This window comes from Chryseobacterium sp. Leaf404 (assembly GCF_001424145.1).
Lineage (GTDB): Bacteria > Bacteroidota > Bacteroidia > Flavobacteriales > Weeksellaceae > Chryseobacterium.
Genome location: NZ_LMQM01000012.1, coordinates 459499 through 479304, shown reverse-complemented (window position 1 = coordinate 479304; position 19806 = coordinate 459499). Strand labels below are relative to the sequence as shown.

Annotated in this window: 17 protein-coding genes and 3 tRNA genes; 16 read left to right on the top strand and 4 right to left on the bottom strand. The window is 37.0% G+C overall.

Annotation, left to right across the window (positions count from 1 at the left end; translation table 11 throughout):
• Nucleotides 1–4 precede the first annotated feature (4 nt).
• Both ASG31_RS13780 and ASG31_RS13775 read left to right on the top strand, forming a co-directional pair.
• Nucleotides 5–805: a hypothetical protein gene (locus ASG31_RS13780; RefSeq protein WP_056033708.1), complete on the top strand. Its 801-nt coding sequence runs from the start codon at nt 5–7 to the stop codon at nt 803–805.
• 108 nt (nt 806–913) lie between these two features.
• Entirely contained in the window at nt 914–3016 is a 2103-nt protein-coding gene (locus ASG31_RS13775) for a T9SS type B sorting domain-containing protein (protein ID WP_056033705.1), read from the top strand.
• Nucleotides 3017–3063: 47 nt separating this feature from the next.
• Here the strand turns inward: ASG31_RS13775 and ASG31_RS13770 are convergent, their stop codons facing one another.
• On the bottom strand, nt 3064–3423 hold the full coding sequence (locus ASG31_RS13770; protein ID WP_117585853.1) for a nuclear transport factor 2 family protein: 360 nt from the start codon (nt 3421–3423) through the stop codon (nt 3064–3066).
• A gap of 98 nt (nt 3424–3521) precedes the next feature.
• Here ASG31_RS13770 and ASG31_RS13765 point away from each other — a divergent pair, with 98 nt between their 5' ends.
• The 3 genes from ASG31_RS13765 to ASG31_RS13755 all read left to right on the top strand — a co-directional run bounded on the left by ASG31_RS13765 (nt 3522) and on the right by ASG31_RS13755 (nt 7115).
• Entirely contained in the window at nt 3522–4097 is a 576-nt protein-coding gene (locus ASG31_RS13765) for a hypothetical protein (protein WP_056033699.1), read from the top strand.
• Nucleotides 4098–4206: 109 nt separating this feature from the next.
• Nucleotides 4207–5553 carry a tRNA (N(6)-L-threonylcarbamoyladenosine(37)-C(2))-methylthiotransferase MtaB gene (gene mtaB, locus ASG31_RS13760; RefSeq protein ID WP_056033696.1) on the top strand — a complete coding sequence of 449 codons (1347 nt, stop codon included), beginning with the start codon at nt 4207–4209 and terminating at the stop codon, nt 5551–5553.
• A 56-nt stretch (nt 5554–5609) separates the two neighbouring features.
• Nucleotides 5610–7115 carry an FMN-binding glutamate synthase family protein gene (locus ASG31_RS13755; RefSeq protein WP_056033693.1) on the top strand — a complete coding sequence of 502 codons (1506 nt, stop codon included), beginning with the start codon at nt 5610–5612 and terminating at the stop codon, nt 7113–7115.
• 231 nt (nt 7116–7346) lie between these two features.
• On the opposite strand, the gene ASG31_RS13750 is transcribed toward ASG31_RS13755, so the two are convergent.
• Nucleotides 7347–8087, bottom strand: coding sequence for a hypothetical protein (locus ASG31_RS13750; protein ID WP_056033690.1), 741 nt, complete (start codon nt 8085–8087; stop codon nt 7347–7349).
• A 53-nt stretch (nt 8088–8140) separates the two neighbouring features.
• Between ASG31_RS13750 and ASG31_RS13745 the strand changes: the two genes are divergently transcribed.
• Nucleotides 8141–8578 (top strand): RNA-binding S4 domain-containing protein, encoded by a 438-nt coding sequence (locus ASG31_RS13745; RefSeq protein WP_056033686.1) that lies wholly within the window; start codon nt 8141–8143, stop codon nt 8576–8578.
• Nucleotides 8579–8595: 17 nt separating this feature from the next.
• On the opposite strand, the gene ASG31_RS13740 is transcribed toward ASG31_RS13745, so the two are convergent.
• On the bottom strand, nt 8596–9111 hold the full coding sequence (locus ASG31_RS13740; protein ID WP_056033683.1) for a shikimate kinase: 516 nt from the start codon (nt 9109–9111) through the stop codon (nt 8596–8598).
• A gap of 116 nt (nt 9112–9227) precedes the next feature.
• On the opposite strand from ASG31_RS13740, the gene ASG31_RS13735 reads away from it, so the two are divergent.
• The 3 genes from ASG31_RS13735 to ASG31_RS13725 all read left to right on the top strand — a co-directional run bounded on the left by ASG31_RS13735 (nt 9228) and on the right by ASG31_RS13725 (nt 9567).
• Nucleotides 9228–9300 (top strand) — tRNA-Lys (locus tag ASG31_RS13735).
• A gap of 35 nt (nt 9301–9335) precedes the next feature.
• A tRNA-Leu gene (locus ASG31_RS13730) sits at nt 9336–9418 on the top strand.
• 76 nt (nt 9419–9494) lie between these two features.
• Nucleotides 9495–9567: transfer RNA gene (locus tag ASG31_RS13725), tRNA-Lys, on the top strand.
• Nucleotides 9568–9653: 86 nt separating this feature from the next.
• Here ASG31_RS13725 and panC read toward each other — a convergent pair.
• Nucleotides 9654–10502: a pantoate--beta-alanine ligase gene (panC, locus tag ASG31_RS13720; protein ID WP_056033681.1), complete on the bottom strand. Its 849-nt coding sequence runs from the start codon at nt 10500–10502 to the stop codon at nt 9654–9656.
• A gap of 165 nt (nt 10503–10667) precedes the next feature.
• On the opposite strand from panC, the gene ASG31_RS13715 reads away from it, so the two are divergent.
• The 7 genes from ASG31_RS13715 to gldN all read left to right on the top strand — a co-directional run bounded on the left by ASG31_RS13715 (nt 10668) and on the right by gldN (nt 19782).
• The gene (locus tag ASG31_RS13715) at nt 10668–11438 is read left to right on the top strand and encodes a glycogen/starch synthase (RefSeq protein ID WP_056033677.1); all 771 of its coding nucleotides are present in this window, start codon (nt 10668–10670) and stop codon (nt 11436–11438) included.
• Nucleotides 11439–11461: 23 nt separating this feature from the next.
• A complete protein-coding gene (locus ASG31_RS13710; protein ID WP_157844471.1) occupies nt 11462–13024 on the top strand; it encodes a DUF4270 family protein in 1563 nt (520 codons plus the stop codon).
• Between the two features lie 28 nt (nt 13025–13052).
• On the top strand, nt 13053–14906 hold the full coding sequence (gene glmS / locus ASG31_RS13705) for a glutamine--fructose-6-phosphate transaminase (isomerizing) (RefSeq protein ID WP_056033673.1): 1854 nt from the start codon (nt 13053–13055) through the stop codon (nt 14904–14906).
• Nucleotides 14907–15016: 110 nt separating this feature from the next.
• Nucleotides 15017–16432, top strand: a complete 1416-nt coding sequence (gldK, locus tag ASG31_RS13700; RefSeq protein ID WP_056033669.1) for a gliding motility lipoprotein GldK — start codon at nt 15017–15019, stop codon at nt 16430–16432.
• 58 nt (nt 16433–16490) lie between these two features.
• Complete coding sequence (gene gldL / locus ASG31_RS13695) at nt 16491–17183, top strand: gliding motility protein GldL (protein ID WP_056033666.1); 693 nt, start codon at nt 16491–16493, stop codon at nt 17181–17183.
• A 40-nt stretch (nt 17184–17223) separates the two neighbouring features.
• Nucleotides 17224–18819 (top strand): gliding motility protein GldM, encoded by a 1596-nt coding sequence (gene gldM, locus ASG31_RS13690; RefSeq protein ID WP_056033663.1) that lies wholly within the window; start codon nt 17224–17226, stop codon nt 18817–18819.
• A 24-nt stretch (nt 18820–18843) separates the two neighbouring features.
• Nucleotides 18844–19782, top strand: a complete 939-nt coding sequence (gldN, locus tag ASG31_RS13685; RefSeq protein ID WP_056033661.1) for a gliding motility protein GldN — start codon at nt 18844–18846, stop codon at nt 19780–19782.
• Nucleotides 19783–19806: the final 24 nt, after the last annotated feature.

The window sequence follows — 19806 nt, the reverse complement described above, 5'->3', positions numbered from 1 at the left end:
ACTCATGAAAAAGACTTTTTCCGATGAAGATCTTGTGAAAAATCTCAGTTTGTATCATCTCAACAGACATCTTAAGAAGAAGCCTATTGAAAAGTATCACCGCAGTATTGATGCCTCTTCTCTGCATGACCGTGAGAAGTACAAAAAGAAAGCCGAGATCCTGCTCCTCAACTCTTTTATGCACCATTTCCCGGATATGAAATTTGAAAATCTGATTTGTGAAAGTCCGGATTTTATTGCGAAATTAAACGACAAAAAAATAGGAATAGAGCTTACTGAAGTAATCAATCATCTGGAAATGAAAAAGGTAGAAAGCAGCCTTAACAAAATTTTCCGTCAGGCAGAAATATTATTGGAACAGAAAGACACTACGAGATATCGTGGTGTTTATTTTTTGGAATTTAACCAACATTTAAAATTAGATCATCAGGAATCTCAAAAAGAAATCATCGTAGATATCTACAAAAGCATACTGAAAAATAAGCCGCTGGGCTGCGTCAGGAATATTAGAAAATCTTCCCACAGACGCAATGTTTTTATCACTCACGAGTATAATCTGAATCTTTTTGACGAACTGTGTTCAGAAAAAATACTAGAATTAATTGAAAAGAAAAACGAAAAATTCCCATATTATGATACTTCTGTGGATGAATGCTGGCTCGTGATTGTTTCTGATATGAATTCGCTGGCTTCGCGCTACACTTTTATACAGAACAAAGAAAATCTGGATGAAGTTAAAAGTCCGTTTCACAAAATTTTTCATCTTGAGAATCTTTGTGGGAATATGATCAGTATTAAATCTTAAAATTTGTTTATTTATTAAAAATTAAGGGATTACATTCAAAATTCTACCGCTTTTATTGCAAAGGTTTAAATATTTGTTTAAATTTGATACGAACTAATACACTGGGGTATGAAAAAAACTGTACTGTTTCTCTTAATCATCATTTCAAATTTCTATTATTCTCAGGGAGACTGCGTTACCGCTTTAGGTGTATGCGGAAACTCCAGCATTACATACAGTCCCACAGGCATCGGAAACATCAACGAAACTCTGGGCGATTGTCTCAGCACGGGTGAGCACAATTCTATCTGGTATAAATTTAAAATTGCAACCAGTGGAACACTTACGTTCGTGATCAATCCTGCAGATCCTACAGTAGATTATGACTGGGCGGTCTATGGCCCCAACACAACGTGTGGAAGTTTAGGTTTCCCCATCCGGTGCAATGCTGCAACAGTAATTGGGGTAAGCCCGGATACCGGTTTGAATATGACTAATACCAACACCACTGCTGCGGGTGGATCTCTTATCCCGTATTGCAAATATATGGATGTGATTGCCGGTGAAACGTATTTTTTGTACTTAGATAATTTTCAGGGAGGTGCAAGTACCAATGTGTCACCTTTCACGCTCACTTGGGGAGGAACAGCTTCGCTGGCCTCACCGTTTACAGATCCTGCAATACTGCAGTTTCCTCTTGTGCCGCCAGGCGTTCCTGCCTTAAATCCTTCTGATCCAAGAGAGATTTTAATCTGTACAAACCCAACGGTTTTTAATTTCAGCTCTTTAACACCGGGAATTTTAAATGGAAACAGCAATTTTGTTGTTTCTTATCACAATAATCAAAACGATGCAATTTCAGGAGCAAACCCAATTATAGCTCCAGTTGCGGTAAATACTACTTCCGTTTATTATTACAGCGTACATTACCAGGATCCCCTGAATCCTACAAACCCCATCAATTTCTGCAGGGAGATAGGGAAATTTAAATTTAAACAGGGGGCAATAACGGCTTATGACGGAAGTTTAGAAGTCTGCCCGAATGTAGGTACGCCAAATATCGGAACTTTCAATCTAACTCTTGCCAATGTAACCAATCAGCCTGGAGTGAGTAAAAAATATTATCCTTCCCTTGCAAGTGCCCAGACGGGTACCAACGAAATTATTCCGGGCACGGCTTATCTCTCTGCAAATGGTTTTGCTTATGTAAAAGTTTCTGATGTTTCCGGATGTTTCAATATTGTAAAAATTACGTTGAAAGTGGTTCCGCCAAAATACTCTACCGTTAATTTAACTTTAGAATCCTGCGGAAATCCGGGTACTCCCAATACAGGAACATTTAATCTTACTCTTGCCAGCGTAACTACTTTGCCGGGAGCGGTAAAAAAATATTATCCGTCACTGGCAGATGCACAGGCAGGAAGCAATGAGATCTCTCCGGCTAACACATACGTTTCAGGAAATGGAGTAGTGTATCTGGGGGTTTATGATAATGTAAACTGCTATACCATTTATAAAATTACTTTAACTGTTTTACCTCCGAAATATTCTACAGTTCTGAAAGACCAGGTCATCTGTATTGATGACCGTGCTACCTTAGACGCAGGGCCTGGTTTCGATTCTTATGAGTGGAGTACAGGGGCAACTACGCAGGCGGTTTCTGGTCTTCCTGTTGGACTTTACTCGGTGATTCTTCAGTCCGGAAACTGTTTTGCTCTTCAGAATGTAAAAGTTTTACCATACACACAACCTGTAATTACCAGTATTGATATTACTTTTCAGAAAGTTGTTATAAATGTTTCCGGAGGAAAAGCACCTTACAGATACTCTATGGATGGCGTAAACTGGCAGGATTCTAACATATTTACGGGTGTGAAAAGAGGCGAACAGACTGTCTATGTGAAAGATGCCAATGATTGTGAGGAAGTTGAAATAGAAATTACAGTTCCAAACATCGTTAATGCCATTACACCAAACGGTGACGGGCTGAATGATTTTGTAGATTATTCTGCACTGGCTTACAAAACAAATCTCGTATTCACGGTATATGACAGGTATGGAAATAAACTTTTCACAGCAGACAGGTTTAATGACTACAAATGGGATGGTACCGCAGGAAACAAGAACATTCTTACCGGAAATTACTGGTTCTCATTCACATGGAATGAGCCGAAAAGAAACAATACACCTGTAAAATACTCAGGATGGATTTTACTTAAAAACCGGGAGTGATAATATTACAATTAATTGATAAAAGCCATTTCGTTAGAGATGGCTTTTTAACTGAATGTTTCGGTGTCCTTGAAATAATCTGACAGATATAAAATTTTACCGGATTCTGAAAACTGTATAAGTGTGCAAATCTGATTTCTGTAAGGATCTCTTCCTGAAAGATTTCCCAGAGAATCAGTAAGATAGAAGTATTTATCATTTCCTAAACTGAAAATTTCAGAAACACTCCATTCTATATTTTCATATCTTCTGAAAATAGCTCTGAATAAAGCCAATATACGGGTTTTCCCGGAAATCTCTTTAGCGGGCGGAATCCAGATTACAGTTTCATCAGTAAACCATTTTTCAAGTTCTTGAAGACTTAGGGAGTTCAAATCCTGCATAAAATGGCTTATCTTACAATTCATAGGCGGCAATTTACTGTTATATACGTGAAAAATACTATATTGGTTTTAGCAAATATTGGTTTGATACATTAGCGAAAGTCTGAAAATTATTTATCTGAATGAAAAATTTTAACATAGATAAGAGCGGAAAAATTATTTCTGATCTGTTTTTAGAGAGAAATATCTCAGATTTTCGAGACGCCTGTCAATACATTTCTAAACTGCCATACAAAAGAAATTCAGATAAAAATAACATCCAATGTGTCTTTGATGATTTGGGCGGAACCTGTAGCACGAAACACGCAACCCTGCGAAAACTGGCTTTAGAAAACAATCTGTCTGATGTGAAATTAATTCTCGGTATCTTCAAAATGGATGCTTACTACACCGGAAAAATTAAAAAAACTTTAGAAAAATTTAATCTGAATTACATTCCGGAAGCTCACAATTACCTGAAAATCGATGATGAATATTTTGATTTTACCAAACCCGGTTCAAACTACAGTCAGTTTAAAAATAAAATACTGATTGAAAAGGAAATAGAGTTTAATGAAATTTTTGACCAGAAAATTGCTTTTCACAAAAATTTTCTCAGAAACTGGATTCTCAAAGAGAAAATTCCCTACAGTTTAGATGAAATCTGGAACATCAGAGAACAATGCATCAGCGATTTGCAGGAAAGTGATTGTTTTTAATATTAAAATTCTCCAGTCCGGAAATCCGTTTCGCCTCGGAACAATACAATCAATTTAGAATTCATATTAAATTGATTATCTTTGCATCCACAATTTTTAATCGTCTTAAATGTCTCATATTCACAAAACTGCCGCATTTCATACCCTTGGCTGTAAATTAAATTTTGCAGAAACATCTACTATTGCCCGTCAATTAACAGATGCTGGTTACGATAAGGTGAGTTTTGATGATAGAGCAGATGTTTATGTAATCAATACGTGTTCAGTTACAGAAAATGCAGACCGCGAATGTAAACTTCATGTAAAAAGAGCGATGAAAGCCAATCCGGAAGGTTTGGTGGTGATTGTCGGTTGCTATGCTCAGCTCAAACCTGAAGAAATTTCTCAGATTACAGGAGTGGATTTGGTTTTGGGAGCCAAAGAAAAATTCAACATTCTGAGTTATCTGGATGATTTGGAAAAGTCTGAAAGCGAAGGTGTTGTGCACTCATGTGAAATTGAAGAAACTGATTTTTTTATAGGAAGTTATTCTATTGGCGACAGAACCAGAGCTTTTCTGAAAGTTCAGGATGGTTGTGATTACAAATGTACCTACTGCACAATTCCTTTAGCCAGAGGGATTTCCCGTTCAGACACCATCGAAAATGTTTTGAAAAATGCAAAAGAAATTGCAGCAAGAGGCATTAAAGAAATAGTTTTAACCGGCGTCAACATTGGCGATTACGGTAAAGGTGAATTTGGAAACAAGAGACACGAGCATACTTTTTTAGATTTAATAAAAGAACTGGATGAGGTTAACGGCATAGAAAGAATCCGTATTTCATCGATAGAACCGAATCTTCTGAAGGATGAAAGCATCGAACTGGTTTCGAAAAGCAGAAGTTTTGTTCCGCATTTCCACATTCCGCTGCAGTCTGGAAGCGATGATTTACTGAAAAAAATGAAGCGCCGTTACATGACGAAATTATACAGCGAGAGAGTGAGCAAAATTCGTGAGGTGATGCCTCATGCAGCAATTGGCGTTGACGTCATCGTGGGTTTTCCGGGAGAAACGGAAGAATTATTCATGGAAACTTATAATTTTCTGAATGAACTTCCGATAAGTTATTTACACGTTTTTACGTATTCCGAAAGAGAAAATACCGAAGCCTCGGAAATGGATGGCGCAGTACCGATTCCGGAGAGAAAAAGACGCAACAAAATGCTGAGAATTCTTTCAGAGAAGAAGAAAATGTCATTCTACCAAAGCCAGCTCGGTCAAACATTACCCGTACTATGGGAACACGAAAATAAAGACGGAAAAATGTACGGCTTCACAGAAAATTATGTGAGAGTGCAGAAAGATTTTGACGAATCTTTCGTAAATCAGATTGAATTTTTAAATTTAGAGAAAATCCTGTCAGATGGCACGGTATCTGTGCAATCGTCTTACGAAAGTTTTTTAGCAAAAGCATAGTCTTTTTGCTGTATTTCCACTATTTTTATTTTTTAACTTTTTAAATCTACATTTTTATGAGAGATAAGTTTTTATCTTGGGGTTTGGTGTTGGTCATTGCAACCTGGATTATTGCGCTGCTCATCAAAGCTCACTACTGGATACCGATATTTTTAACAGCAGTTTATGCGCTGGGAGTTTACAATACCTATCAAACTAAACATGCTATCCTTAGAAACTTCCCTGTTTTAGGATATTTCAGATATTTCTTTGAAGGAATTTCTCCCGAGATGCAACAGTATTTTATCGAAAGAGAAACAGACGGAAAACCGTTTCCGAGAAATCAGCGTTCAGCAGTATACAGACGTGCAAAAAATTTAAGTGATACAATGCCTTTTGGGACTCAGCTTGAAGTAAATCACAGAAAATATGAAGGGATAAAACATTCGATCTATGCGAAATCACCGAAAGAAGAACTGCCGAGAGTTTGGGTGGGTGGCGAACAGTGTACGCAACCTTATCACGCGTCACTTTTTAATATTTCAGCGATGAGTTTTGGTGCGTTGAGCGACAGAGCTCAGATTTCTTTAAACAGAGGTGCTAAAAAAGGAAATTTTTATCATAACACAGGTGAAGGCGGTATTTCGCCCCATCATTTGGAAGGCGGAGATCTTTGCTGGCAAATTGGAACTGGATATTTTGGATGCAGAGATGAAGAAGGGAAATTCGATCCTAATCTGTTTACGCAATATGCGACTCTTCCCAACGTCAAAATGATTGAGATTAAACTTTCTCAAGGCGCAAAACCGGGTCACGGTGGAGTTTTGCCCGGAGTGAAAAATACGCCGGAGATTGCAAAAATCCGTCACGTAAAGCCGGGAGTAACAATCTTATCACCGCCATCGCACTCGTCTTTTTCTGATGGTGCAGGTTTATTAAAATTTGTGCAGAATTTACGTGAACTTTCAGGAGGGAAGCCTGTAGGATTTAAACTGTGTATAGGGGATACCAAAGAATTTGAAGACATCTGCTTTCAGATGAATGTTTTAAAAATTTACCCTGATTTCATAACAGTTGACGGAGCAGAAGGGGGAACAGGCGCAGCACCACCAGAATTTTCTGATGGAGTAGGAATGCCCTTAGAACCCGCGCTCATTTTTGTCAACAGAACACTTAAAAATTATAATTTAAGAGAAAAACTAAGAGTCATTGCCAGCGGAAAAGTGCTCACAAGTTTAGACATTTTGAGAGCGGTAGCAATGGGAGCGGATATGTGTAATAATGCCAGAGGATTTATGTTTTCCTTAGGCTGCATTCAGGCGCTAAGATGCAATAACAACAACTGCCCCACGGGTGTTGCAACACAGGATAAAATGCTCATTAAAGGTTTGGATGTCACCGATAAAGCGGAAAGAGTGTATCATTTCCACAAAAATACGCTACACACGTGTAACGAATTAATCGCTGCAGCAGGAAGAGAATCTTACGAAGAAGTTGATGCCTCAATGTTTATGCGAGGTGATGAGTTTGAACACCTTTCAGACCATTATTTCCCGGATATACTTGGGAATGTAAGAAAATAGAAAGTGTTGTCTGAATTTTTATGCGCCTGTTTCCTCCCTAATTTATCCTGAGCTTTGCAGAAGGATTCCCGCCGTCCTTGCGAGAAACGAAGCAATCTCACAACAGATTGCTTCCTTCCTCGCAAGGACAAGCTCCATTCAGGTCCGGGCGTGCGGGATTCGGCTTCAGATTAAATAAAAAAATGCTTCGTTATTGGCGAAGCATTTTTTGTAAAATATATTTTTGAAATATTAATCCTGAGCTGCAGTTCTCGCTGTACTTTTATACACCTGAAGATTAAATATAAAAGTTGAATTTCTATATGGCGATGCATACTGAGTGCCGAAAGAAAAATGCTCATCTCTTGCGTATGCCGCTCTTGACGGAACAATAATTACCCCCTGAAGATTGTAATTTTCAGAATCTGGCTGATCAAAAGCTTTAAACTTTCTGATTGCTTCCTGAAAACCTTCCATTTCATAATAACTTCTTGGTTTTCCGCTGACATCTCTTGTAGATTTTTTAGAATAATAAAAAATAGGATCTGAAACCGGATTGCCTGTTTCATCAAGTGGCGAAAATCCTGAAAATGTAGAGCTGGTGATAAACGTGACATTCCCGTCTGTGCTTGAGGCAAGATAAGATTTTGCTCTCATCATAATCCTCATCACATCGGTGTCACCAATTGTAGTTCCCGGATTAGGCTGTCCTGTTGCCCGGATAATATATATCGCACCGGATGGAGTAGTCTGAGGGTTCAAATCTTTCAGTTTTGTCTCATTGTCATCAGCTGCATCAGTACTGCTGAAAGGCTTTACGTTTCCGCGGGAATCCATATAATTGTTTTCCAGAAACTTTTGGATGGCCTCATTATCATAATTATTCTGCACATTGATGTCATCCGGCTCTTTATAAGTTTGTACCTCGTCATCTTTTTTACAGGCTGAAAAAGTGATTGATCCAGCGATTAGATATAAAAATATTTTCTTCATTTTAAAAACTTTACTTACTTTACAGATAATTATCGACAAAAGTATAAAAAATAATGAGAATAGATAAATTTTTGTGGAGTATTCGGTTTTATAAAACGAGAACAGTCTCTGCAGATGAAATCAAAAAAAACAGAGTAACCATTGGAGGTGCTGTGGTAAAGGCTTCAAGAGAAGTAAAAGAAGGTGATGTCATTCAGGTCAGAAAAAACCAGATCGATTATAAAATTAAGGTTCTTCAAATTCCTAAAAGCAGAATGGGAGCCAAATTGGTGCCTTTGCATATTAAAGACATCACAGATAAAGAACAGATCGAATTGCTCAAGCTTCGCCGTGAATCTCAAAACTATTACAGAGGAAAGGGTGAGGGCAGACCTACCAAGAAAGACCGCCGTGACATTGACGGTTATTCCGGGAATGACATCGATCCTGATTTTACAGATTGGGATGATTTCTTTGGAGAATCCGGTTCTGAAGACCAAAAAGAAGATTAATTTACCGAAACTTTACCTCACAGGTAGAGTTTTTCTTTTATCTCAGAAACGATGTCTTCAGGATTTTTACCATCAGTACTAATTACAAATTGTGATTTGGAATAAAAAGCGTTTCTCTCAAAGAGATGTTTTGCAATAAATTCCGGAAGATCCTCTTCTGAAATGTTCGCAACCAGAGGTCTTTTTTCTTTCTGCTTCGAAAGTCTTGCAACTAAAGTTCCGATATTGGCCTTCAGGAATACACTTTTAGAATTGAGATTTATTATTTCCATATTATTATAATAAGCCGGCGTGCCACCACCCAGGCTTAAAACAGTATTTTCTTCTGTCACCAGAATTTCTTCCAAAACTTCTCTTTCTTTCTTCCTGAAGAAAATTTCTCCTTTTTTTTCAAAAATTTCGGGAATTGGCATTTTCAGACGCTTAGAAATCTCTCTGTCGAGGTCTAAAAGTTTAAAATTTATTTCGTCGCTTAAGATTTTGGAAATGTGAGATTTGCCGCTCCCCATGTATCCAACCAGTGAAATTATCATGAATTTATTTTAAACAAATTTGCAAAAAAGTTTTGAGATAACGAAAAAAGCTATATCTTTGCACCACTAAAAACAAGGGATATTACTTAACCGTAAAACTTGATAATAAAGTGACCGACTCGGTAGCTCAGCTGGTAGAGCAATACACTTTTAATGTATGGGTCCTGGGTTCGAATCCCAGCCGGGTCACTAGCAAAAAATGATTACTTTGAAGTAATTTTTTTGCCTGCGTGGTGAAATTGGTAGACACGCCATCTTGAGGGGGTGGTTTCCTAAGGATGTGCTGGTTCGAGTCCAGTCGCAGGCACAAGCAAAAAAAATGTTTGTTAACTTGTAAGTTTTATAAAAATAATTATATATTTACGGCATTAATAAACGTGACCGACTCGGTAGCTCAGCTGGTAGAGCAATACACTTTTAATGTATGGGTCCTGGGTTCGAATCCCAGCCGGGTCACGAGTTTACTGAAAAGTAAATTTTTTTCATATTAATATTTTGTGATTTGGTGTTTCAAAGGCCTCCTTCCGGAAGCCTTTGATTTTTTATTTCATAGGGAGATTATCTATTAATCTTACACCATCTACTACTACCACAATAAATGCTCTGTAATCTCTGTCTGCATAAAAAAATTCTGCTTCTTTGAGGTTTTTTTCATCGGCTATCATAAAGTATTCCAGCTGCATATTGTGTTGGTCGTCAAAAATATCCTGCACTTTATGTTTAATAATTTCGTAAGAATCTTCTTTAAACCAGGTTTTCACCTTTTTTAATGTTTCATAAATTACTTTAGATGCTTCTCTCCTGGTTTCAGACAGTCTTTGGTTTCTTGAGCTTAAAGCTAATCCGTTATCAGCCCTGTAGGTGGGAACTCCTATAATTTTTACAGGAAGATTCTGCATCTGAGTCATTTTTTTGATAATCGCAAGCTGCTGAAAATCTTTTTCGCCAAAATAAGCGCAATCCGGTTTCACCTGTCTGAATAGTTCTTCTACCACAGTTCCTACTCCGTCAAAATGTCCCGGGCGTGATTTTCCTTCCATTTCATTTTCGATACCTCCAAAATCATATTTTTTACTTTTCGCCTGCTCAGGGTAAATATCTGAAACTTCAGGGATGTATACTGCATCTACCAATCCGGATTTTTTCAGAATTTCAAGATCTCTTTCAATATTTCTGGGATATTTTGCCAAATCTTCCCGATTGTTAAACTGTGTGGGATTCACAAAGATGGAAGAGATTACAAGATCATTATCTTTTCTTGCTTCTTTATATAATGAAAGGTGCCCGTCATGCAATGCTCCCATCGTGGGTGCAAAACCAATCCGTTTTCCCATTTCTTTTTGTCTCTCTATAAAATCCTGAAGAATTTTTCTGCTCTTTAAAACTTCCATATTACTTTAATAGTTTATTCAAAATTAATAAATATTGGCGTAATTGAGATGATTTGTTTATCACAAACGCGCTCTTTTATCGTAAAAAAATGTTAATTAAAATAATGTTGAATGTTTTTTCGTAATTTTGCACATTATAGCATTTTTAAATATAGAAAATAATTTATGCCCAATCAGAAAATACTGTACATTACCACAGAGATGTACCCTTATCAGGAAGATACAAATTTAGCTTCGGTGGTAAACAAAATGGCGCTTAAAATGCACAATGAAGGCAATGATGTAAGAGTTTTTATGCCAAGATTTGGACAGATAAGTGAAAGGAAATTTCAACTGCATGAGGTGATCCGCCTTTCCGGAATGAATATAATTATCAACGATCTTGATCAGCCTCTTATTATTAAGGTAGCATCTCTACCGGGGGAAAGACTTCAGGTTTATTTTATCGATAACGAAGAATACTTCAAGAGAAAACAAAGTTATTTCGATGATGAAGGAACTGCCTTCGAAGATAATGATGAGCGTGCGATCTTTTTTGCAAGAGGTGTCATTGAAACCATTAAAAAACTGAACTGGGTGCCGGATGTTATTCACCTGAATGGATGGATGGCTTCTTTTGTGCCTGTTTATCTTAAAACATATTACGGTTCTGACACTTATTTTAAAGATGCCAAAATTGTACTTTCTGTGTACAATGAAAAAAATGCAGCTTTAAGTTCTGCTATTTCAGAAAAACTGAAGTTTGATAATATTTCAGATTTAAAATCGTTAGAAAATCCAAGTTTTGAGAGTTTTGTTATTGAAAGCATGGATTACGTAGACAGCATTGTAAAAGGTGACGAGTTTTTAAATGAAAATCTGGATAAAGCTTTTAATGAAACTTCCACTGCAAAGTCGGAGTATCTTGATGTAGATTCAATCAATACTTTATATTAAAAATACATTTAATGATTAAAAATATGAAAAGAGCATTTGCTGTTTTTTCTCTGATGATTTTCGGGAGTGCAGTGCTTTATAATTGCGAGCCTGAAATCGACAGCTTGGGTGAACAGCTTTTTTTGAATGACGGAACCAACGGAAATGAGGTTTCCTACGACCTTATCGCTTACAATATAGACAACAGTGATGTAGTGAGAGCAGACTACAGTACTTTAGGAAGTGCCGTAATCGGAGCTTTTAACGAGCCGCAGTTCGGACGTCAGGAAGCGTCTTATTTTACCCAAATAAGAATGTCTGCTTACGATCCGGATTTTGGAACCAATGCTGTTGTAGATTCTGTTGTGATGGTTTTAAAGCCGGTTGTTCAGCAGAGCTCAGATTCTCTGGTAACCACAACCAACGAAAGTTATGTGTATCCTAACGGGAATGTGGACGCTAAACTTGAGCTGAAAACAATTCCTGTAACTAAATATGGAAGAACAAAAACTGGAGGAACTATTACCCCGCTTACTTTAAAAGTACATGAAGTTACTGAGTTTATGGGTAGTTTCACAGACAGTGTGTACTCAAACAAAAACTATGATGCAGTTCAGGAGCTTGGTTCAAAAGTATTCAACGGTTTGGCAAAAACTGTTACGATAACAAAAGATGCAGATAACAGTACATTATTTACATCCAGTAATGATATCAGAATCCCTTTAGATAAAACTTTCTTCCAGAATAAAATTATTGCGAAAAAAGGTCAGCCTGAATTGAAGGATATGGCAAGTTTTATCAGATATTTCAGGGGGTTGAAAGTTTCTGTGCAGGGCAACGACGGATATTTATTTTCCATCAATCCTAATGATGCAGGAACGCAGGTGATCATGTATTATAAATACGACAAAACTGAAAATGGAACCACCACGAGACCACAGACATCTTATGGGTTCTCTATAGGTTCGGCTAATGCGCATTCTGGATACTACAAATATACAAGACCAACTGCTTTTACAACAGCAATCAGTGCTGACGCAACCAATGGACATCCTAAGTTGTATACACAGGGTATGGGAGGTCCGTCAATTGGTATTAAATTTAAACCTGAAGTAATTAAGGATTTAAGAGATCGTTTTAAAAACGACAAGACAGCTATTCTCAGTGCAAAAATCAGAGTCTACACAGATGAACAAAACTGGAATAATTCTCTACTAAAGCCGAGCGAGCTCACAATTGTTCAAAGATATCTGGACAAGACAACCAATAAAGAAAAAACGAGTTTTACAAGTGATCTTACAAGTCTTAGTGGAGCACCGAACTTTGCTTACATAAAGACTTTTAATCTGGATAAAAATCCTGCTTACTATGAATTTACAGTAACAAAATCATTAAAGGATATTGTTGAAGATACTGAGCAAAAAGATTTTTCGGATAAATATTTCAAAATTGATCTTGCACAGTTTTTACGTGCATCCGATGGTGTAGCGCTGGCTGGGTATAATCTTACAACGAGACCTTTTGCGAGAGAGAGAATCGTTTTTGTAGGTTCAGATCCTTCAAATGAAAAGAGAATCCAGGTTAAAGTAGTTTACGGATCAAAATAATTAAAATAAAAAACACAACATGTAGTTTATGTGCGGAATTGTAGGATATACAGGTTTTCAGGATGCTTACGAAATAGTAATTAACGGCCTGAGAAGACTCGAATACAGAGGATATGACAGTGCAGGTATTGTACTTGAAAAGCCAGATCACAGCCTTGTCGTTCAAAAGACTAAGGGCAAAGTAGATGATTTGGAGGGAATTGCAGGTCAGTTAAAAGGAACTGCCAAAATTGGAATGGGACACACAAGATGGGCTACCCACGGTGTTCCAAGTGACAGGAATTCACATCCCCATTTATCAAACAACGGTAAAATTGCGATTATTCATAACGGTATCATAGAAAATTATGATACCATTAAAATAATGCTTACTGATAAAGGTTTCACTTTTCAGTCTGAAACAGATACAGAAATATTGGTAAACCTAATCCAGTATTTTATGGATCTGAATACTGAAACAGATTTTCCTACTGCAGTGAGATTTGCTCTTAATGAAGTATACGGTGCTTATGCAATCACAGTAATGCATGAAGATTATCCTGGAGTTTTGGTAGTGGGTAGATTAGGTTCTCCTCTTGCTATCGGAATCGGAGATAAAGAATATTTCATCGCTTCTGACGCGTCTCCTTTCGTAGAATTTACAAAAGAAGCTATCTATCTGGAAGAAGGTCACATGGCCACTATTTCTCTTGAAACTGGTGTTGACATCAGAACAATTATTGAAAATTCAAAAATTGAGCCTGAAATTCAGGAGCTTAAATTAAGTTTAGAGCAGATTGAAAAAGGTGGATACGAGCATTTTATGCTTAAAGAAATTTTCGAACAGCCAAAATCTATCCACGATACCATGAGAGGAAGGCTTTTGGTGGATGAAGGAATCATTAAAATGGCCGGAATCTGGGATCATATCGAGAAATTAAAAAATGCTAACAGAATTATCATCATCGCTTGCGGAACTTCATGGCACGCCGGATTGATTGGTGAATATTTAATTGAAGAATTTGCAAGAATTCCTGTTGAAGTAGAGTACGCTTCGGAATTCAGATACAGAAATCCTATTATTACAGATAAAGATGTTGTAATTGCAATTTCTCAGTCTGGTGAAACGGCAGACACAATGGCAGCTTTAAAGCTGGCTAAAGAAAAAGGTGCATTTATTTATGGTATCTGTAATGTAGTAGATTCATCTATCGCAAGAATTACAGATGCGGGTTCCTATACTCACGCAGGTCCGGAAATTGGGGTTGCTTCAACAAAAGCATTTACTGCTCAGCTTACGATTTTAAGCATGATTGCTTTAAAACTTGGGAAGCATAACGGTAATTTAGGGAACGCAGAATTCATGAATCTTATTGCAGAACTCGATGCTATTCCGAAAAAAGTGGAGGAAGTCTTAACTGCAACTCACGAATTAACTCAGGAAATCGCGAAAGATTTTATAAATGCTACAAACTTCCTTTATTTAGGAAGAGGTTATAATTATCCTGCGGCACTTGAGGGAGCTCTTAAATTAAAGGAAATTTCTTACATTCACGCAGAAGGATATCCTGCAGCAGAAATGAAGCACGGTCCTATTGCCCTGATTGATGAGAATATGCCTATCGTAATTATAGCGCCTAAAAAAGGTCATTACGATAAAATTGTAAGTAATGTACAGGAAATCAAAGCGAGAAAGGGTAAAGTAGTTGCCGTTGTGAATAAGGGTGATACTCAGGTAAGCGCCATGGCAGATTATGTGATAGAAATCCCTGAAACGTCAGAATGTTTTTCTCCGATAGTGGCATCAGTTCCTTTACAATTGCTTGCTTATTATATAGCAGTTTACAGAGGAGCAAATGTAGATCAGCCAAGAAATTTGGCAAAATCTGTTACTGTTGAGTAAAAAAAAGACTTGGAAATAAAATAACTTTAGTTTTTTTTCGTTATTCTGAAAAAAATCTTAAAAGTTTCTTAAAAAAATTATATATTTACGGCTTAATTATAAAAATTAACATGAAAAGGATATTTCTTTTATTAGTGTCTGCGTCGGTAGCAACGGTATCTTGTTCAGGTGGTGGATCTTCTTCTGTTGGGAAGCCAGGAACAAAAGGAGAATTGATACCTAGAGAAAAAACATCGTCATTTGTAGCGGAAAGACCATTCGGAATGGTTGCTATTCCCGGAGGTTCATTTATTGCTGGTATGTCTGATAAGGACTTAACAGACAATCCAGAGAAAGCACCTCTTAAAACGGTTACTGTATCTTCATTCTTTATGGATGAAGCTGAAACTACAAATGCAGAATACAGAGTGTTCATTAATTATGTAAGAGATTCTATTGCTCGAACAATGCTTGCTGAAGCTGCCGGTGAAGGTGGTGACGGTAGAGGCAGAGGAACTGGTATCGGAGACTATGCTTATCTTGCTAAAAAAGAAGAAAACTTAACGCCTTATCAGGAGTATCTTGAAGGTGCTGGAGGTAGAGATGATGGTTTCGACGGAACTAAAAGATTAGACTGGAAAATTCCTTTGCACTGGAGCACGTCAAAATATCCTGACGTAGAGTACGCTGAAGTTCTTGAGTCTATGTATTTACCGGCTTCTTCCAGAGTAGGTAGCGAAAGACTTCTGGATGTCAGTAAACTGAAATATACGTACAGATGGGGAGATATGGATGCAGCAGTAGCTGAAGATCAGAGAGGTGCAAACTTCCTGAGAAGCGAAAGCATTGCAATCTACCCAGATACAACTGTTTGGAAAAAAGATTTCCACTTTACTTATAACGAACCTTTGTTTGAACAGTATTTCTGGCACAAAGCCTACAAAGATTATCCTGTAGTAGGAGTTACGTGGGATCAGGCAAGAGCTTACTGTAACTTCAGATCTAAATTAAAATCTGATTACAACGAAAGCTTAAAAAGAAGAAAGCAGGCGCCTATCAGATTCAGACTTCCAAACGAGTTTGAATGGGAGTATGCTGCAAGAGGGGGTATGGAAAATGCAACTTATCCGTGGGGTGGTCCTTACTTGATGGATGACAGAGGTTGTTATCTTGCAAATTTCAAACCAAAAAGGGGTAACTACATGGAAGACGATGTAAAAGGTACATACACTTACACAGCTCCGGTGAAAAAATTCAAGAAGAACGGTTTCGGTTTATTTGATATGGCCGGTAACGTTTCAGAATGGACAGATTCTCCTTACAACAACTCTTCATATACATTCTCATCTACTTTAAACCCTTCAACTAAAGACAGAACTGAAGTTAAAAAATCTGTAAGAGGTGGTTCTTGGAAAGATGTTGGGTACATGTTGATGAACGGTGCAAGAGACTGGGAAAGAAAAGATTCTGCAAGAAGCTACATCGGTTTCAGAACAGTACAGGATATTCCGGAAGCTGCAGTAAAAGCTAAAAGAGTAAACAGATAATATTACCATTTATTTATATCATTTTATTAACAACTCATTTTAAAAAAAACTAACGTATATGTTTAAGACTAAAGATGCGTGGATGAATTTCTTCTATTCATTCGGTGCGGCAATTGTAATTCTTGGAGCTTGGCTTAAAATTACTCACATTACTCTGGGACCTATTAATGGTAATATCGCACTTACTGTGGGATTGGTTACTGAAGCGATTATCTTCATTATTTTCGCTTTCGATCCACCTGCAGCAGAAGAATCTTACCACTGGGAAAATGTTTATCCTGAATTGTTGGATAAGCATGCAAACCCAAACCCTTTACACTCAAATGTATCTGCTAAAAACTCGGCAGACCACTTCGCAGAATTAGAAAACTCTTTATCTGGAAAACTAGACAAGATGCTTCAGGATGCTAAACTTGATGTACAGTTATTTGACAGATTAAGAACAGGAATTGATAAGTTTTCAAGCTCAGTTGATCAGATCAACCAAACTGTAGACGTATCTGCTTCTACTCACAAATACAACGACCAGTTAAACAAAGCGGCTACACACATGGAAAGCATGAATGCTCTTTATGCCATGCAGTTGGAGAACGGTCAGAAACAGTCGGAATTTGCTAAAAAATATGTTGATGATATGCAGAAATCAGCAGAGCAGTCTGAGAAATTTAACCAGGAATTACAAGGTTTAACATCTAACCTAAACAGCTTAAACAGAGTTTATGGTGGTATGTTAACTGCTATGAAGTCATAATCCTTAACCATTAATTTAATCAAAAACTAAAGAAAAAATAATGGCAAAAGGAAAACAGACTCCACGTCAGAAGATGATCAACCTAATGTATCTGGTGTTCATCGCAATGATGGCCCTAAACATTGATGTTGAAATTATCAGATCATACTACGATTCTACCAGAGCTCTTAATGAAACAAGAAGCCTGACAGAAAGTAAAAACGAAAAGATTTTTGAAAAGACACTTGAAGCTAAAGCAATGCAGGTACCTGATACTTATGCAGAACCTTTAAAGCAGTACCGTGTACTTAAAACAAAGATTGACGATTTGGTTGCATTTGCTCAAACCGTAAAAGTAGATCTGAAAAAGAAATCAGAGTTTTTCGATAAAGATCCAAAAACCGGAAAGGATATGGATGTTAGTGAAAATTTCTCTGCACTGAACAACAACGAAGCTACTACAGAATTTTTCTTCAAGGAAGGCGACGAGAACTCTACATCGAAAGGTGCTGCAGAACTTAAAGCTAAAATGGATGATGTAAGAAATTATATCAACACTACTTTCGGGAAAAATCCTCAGTTGGTGGATGTAGTAAACAGAGCAAACAAATCTATTATTACAGATTATCCTCAAGGTAAATCTCCAAACGGAAAAACTTGGTTTCAGAATAAATTCTATCACCAGCCACTTATTGCGGCGATTTCGAATTTAGAAATTATTCAGAATGACGCAAGAAACGTACAGTCTGATGCATTGGCAATGTTGTTATCTGAAAAAGTGGATGCCAGCATTAAATTTAATCAGTATGAAGCTATTGTTTCGGCACCTACAGACATTGTTGCTGGCGGTAAAGCTGAAGCAGTTGTAATGTTAGGATCTTATTCTAACAGTGATAAAATCAGAATTCAGGGCGTGAGCAGACAGGAAAACGGTAAAGGTTATTTACCATTGAACACTGGTGGTATAGGTAAAAGAGAATTTGGAGGTTCTATTACTCTTACAGATTCTGAAGGTAAAGTACAGTCTTTCCCTTTCACACATACTTACAACGTGATCGCTGGTCCTCAGGAAGTAAAACTTGAAAAAGGTTTATTGCTATCTGCTGATAAGATGAATGTAATGTATAGAGGTTTAGAAAACCCTGTATCTGGTTCAATCCTAGGTGCTGATAATGCTAGATTATCACTAAGTGCATCTGCTGGTGCTACAGTGAAAAGTACAGGTCAAGGTAAATGGAACGTAATTCCTACAACTGGAACTGTGGTGAAACTTACACTTTCAGGAACTGAGCCGAATGGGAAATCTGTTTCTCAAGTATTTGAATACAGAATTAAAGGTATCCCTAAACCTCAGGGTCAAATTAGAGGTAAGAGTGTAAACTTTATGCCAGCAACTTCAATTGCTAATCAAATTGTTACTGCAGCTTTACCTGACTTTGATTTCCCTGTTTCATTTACAGTTAACAGTTTTATCTTAAAACTTCCTGGTAGAGCAGGTACAATGATCCAGGGTAACTCTCTGTCATCTGCTGAAGGTTTAATTAGAAACTTAAGGTCTGGTGATGTGGTACAGATATACGATATTAAAGTTACTGCGACAGGCTTGGGTAATCAGATCTTAAAAGAGCTATCTCCTGTAACAATTAATGTACAATAAGATTATAATTTGAAAAATCATATTATGAAAAAATATATAAGCAGTCTTTTAGTTTTAGCCTCTGGGTTAGCTTTTTCTCAGACTATTCTAAATGCTTCTTCTCCGGAAGAATTTAGACAGATGAGATCTGATAACATGAGAAAAGTAGGAGATACTGTGATCAGCAATAAAGTAGCACCTTTAGAGTATGGCTTTGTAGATGACAAAGATATTCTAAAGAGTATGATGGTATGGGAAATCATTGATTTAAATGATAAAATCAACCAGCCCTTCTACTACGATAACCCTAATGGTTTGTTATCTAAGAATACAAGATCTTTATATCAAATTTTGTTAGATGCAGCTTTGAACGGAGAAATCGAAGAAGTATATGATGATGAAAATTTCACAACAAAGTTATCACCGGATGGTATTAAAGCTAAATTAGAAAGTGTTAGAATAGCAGAGGAAGCTATTGAGATTCTTAATAGCGGAAGAGCTCTTACTGAAGAAGAAAAGAAAAGATATACTGACTACATTAGAACAACTACTGATAAAGTAAAAGTTCTGAAAATTATGGGAATGTGGTTTATTGATAAGAGAGACGGACAAATGAAGTACAGACCTCTTGGTATTGCTGCAATGGGTCCAGATCCAACTTCTCAAGGTAGAGTAGATGCTGAAGGTAAACTGATGGAAGGAGCTAACGATCTTGTTGATTTATTTTGGGTTTATTATCCAAAAGCTAGAGATATCTTAGCAAACAATTATGTTTACAACAAGAAAAACTCTTCAGCGGATATATCTTTTGACGATGTAATCAATGCAAGAAGATTCTCTTCAGTGATCTACAAATCTTCTACTGGAACTGGAGATGGAAAAATTGAAGATTATATTCCTAAAAACGCGGAAGAGCAGTTAGCTGAAAGCGAAAGAATCAAAGCAGAGATTCTTCAAATGGAAAATGATATGTGGAATTATTAATATCCACTTGATATTTATAAAAAA